Source organism: Streptomyces sp. NPDC029296, from assembly GCF_055569255.1.
This window is the reverse complement of the sequence record NZ_JBVHXT010000107.1, coordinates 1-2,369: the sequence shown is the minus strand read 5'-3', so window position 1 is coordinate 2,369 and position 2,369 is coordinate 1. Positions and strand designations below refer to the sequence as shown.

Annotated in this window: 2 protein-coding genes; both read left to right on the top strand. The window is 66.9% G+C overall.

All coding sequences use genetic code 11. The features are described 5' to 3' along the window. Nucleotides 1–104: 104 nt before the first annotated feature. Nucleotides 105–1,547, top strand: coding sequence for an IS21 family transposase (gene istA / locus ACZ4W9_RS40225; RefSeq protein ID WP_467944208.1), 1,443 nt, complete (start codon nucleotides 105–107; stop codon nucleotides 1,545–1,547). Continuing rightward, a complete protein-coding gene (gene istB / locus ACZ4W9_RS40220) occupies nucleotides 1,544–2,314 on the top strand; it encodes an IS21-like element helper ATPase IstB (protein ID WP_467944207.1) in 771 nt (256 codons plus the stop codon). Before istA ends, istB begins: the two co-directional genes overlap by 4 nt. Nucleotides 2,315–2,369: the final 55 nt, after the last annotated feature.

Sequence of the window (2,369 nt, the reverse complement as noted above, 5' to 3'; positions counted from 1 at the left end):
TGTCGGCGTACAAGCGAACGTGCACCACCTCGTACGGATGAAAGTGCACCATTTCTGATGCGGTGACGGGGTGTCGGCCGTGAGTCTGCTGCTGTCGGTTCGGGGTGGCAGGGAGGCGGCTGACGGTGGTCTTGGATCCGCATCGCTGGCTGGAGTTGAGGCGGTTTCGTCCGCTGTATGAATCCGGTGCGATGAGCCTGCGGGAGATCGCGAAGGAGACCGGGCTGAACCGCCGGACGGTCAGCAAGTACCTCAAGGACCCCGCATCGGTTGCGCCGCCGAAGAGAGAAGCAGCAGATCAGCGGCCTCGGCGAGTGGTGGACGAGGTCGCGCCGCTGATCGACGCGATGCTCAGGTCTGAGATCCTGCTCAAGGGCAGGGTGATCCACGAGCGCCTGGCCCAGGAGTACGGGGTCACGATCAACTACCAGCGGGTGAAGCTCTATCTGCAGGAAGCCCGGCCCCGGATCGCGGAGGAACTGGGCATCAGTCCAGGTGAGCTGGCGGGCTTGCACCGGCGGTTCGAGGTCGTCCCGGGGGCTCAGGCCCAGGTCGACTGGGGAGACGAGGGCAAGATCCTCGCCCATGTCGGGATCCCGAAGGTCTACTCCTTCCACATGACGCTGTCGTACTCGCGCGACCCGTTCTGCTGCTTCACCACCAGTCAGGACCTGGCGACGTTCTTCGACTGCCACCGGGCTGCGTTCGCGCACTTCGGCGGGGTGCCGATGAGCATCGTCTATGACCGCACGAAGACGGTCGTGCGCCGGCACGTCGCTCCGGGTGAGGCGGTTCCGTTGCACCCGGAGGCGGTCGCGTTCGCCGGGCACTACGACTTCGACATCGACGTGCTGGCCGCCTACCGCCCGCAGGGCAAGGGACGGGTCGAGCGGCAGGTGAACATCGTCCGCGACCACGTCCTGGCCGGGCGGGCCTTCTCCTCCATCGAGGAGCTGAACGCCGCCTTCGCCGCCTGGGTCCCGCTGCGGCGAGCGAAGGTCCACCACACGCACGGCGAAGTCATCGGTCACCGGGCCGTGCGCGACCACATGGCCCTGCGTCCGCTGCCGGCGACTCCGTATGTGGTCACTCAGCGGCATCTGCGGCACGTCGGCAAGGACTGCCTGGTCGCCTTCGACGCGAACCTCTACTCGGTGCCTGCCCGCAAGGTCCGCCCCCGCCAGCTGGTCGAGGTCCGCGCCACGAAGTCGCAAGTCAGTCTGCATTCCACCGCTCCCGATGCCAGCGGCCAGACGCTGCTGGCCGTCCACCCGCGGGCCGTTGGCCGAGGCGCCCGCATCGTGGATGAGGCTCACTGGGACGGTCTTCCCACCGGCGCCGGCCGCCGTGTCACCACCGGCGATGACGTTCTGCCCTCACCCCGGTGCGGCCAGCCGCCGAAGGCGGAGGCCGGACCGCTGCAGGCTCTGCTGAACCGGGCCGCTGCCGCAAACGTCGAGGTCGGCCGCCGCCCGTTGTCGGTCTATGACGAGCTGACCGGCACTCGCCCCTTCTCCTCCAAGTCACCGACGAAGGACGCCCGTTGAGCGAGCTGACCAGCACCCGCATCCGCACCACCGCCGCCAAGCTCGGCCTGCCGCACCTGGCCGAGGCCCTGAACCAGTACGTCCAGCGGGCCGACGAGGCCAAAATGGGCTACCTCGACTTCCTCGATTTGGTGCTGGCCGAGGAACTCGCCGTCCGCGACGACCGCCGTTTCCGCAACGGCCTGCGGCTGTCGAAGCTGCCGCACCACAAGACGCTGGAGGACTACGACTTCTCCTTCCAGCCCGACCTCGATCCGCGCAAGGTCAAGGACCTGGCCACCCTCTCCTTCGTCGAGGACAAGGCCAACGTCGCTCTGCTCGGACCGCCCGGGGTCGGCAAGACGCACATCGCCGTCGCCCTGGCGGTCGCGGCCTGCCGGGCCGGCTACTCGATCTACTTCACCAGCCTTGACGACATGGTCCGTCACCTCAAGGCCGCCGAGGACCATGGCCGTCTGATCAGCAAGCTCACCAGTTACCTCCGGCCAGCCGTTCTCGTGGTGGACGAGGTGGGTTACCAACCGCTGGAACGGGCTGAGGCGAACCTGGTCTTCCAGGTCATCTCCAAGCGTTACGAGAAGGGCTCGATCATCTTGACCTCGAACAAGACCTTCGGCGAATGGGGCCAGGTCTTCGGCGACGAGGTCCTGGCCACCGCGATCCTCGACCGGCTCCTGCACCACTGCGAAGTCGTCTCGATCAACGGCAACAGCTACCGGCTCAAGAACCGCCTCCAGGCCATCGAGCGGGAGACCGACGTGGCCTAACGAGTGGTGCACATAACTTCGTACTCGGTGGTGCACTCACTCGAGTACCTGGACA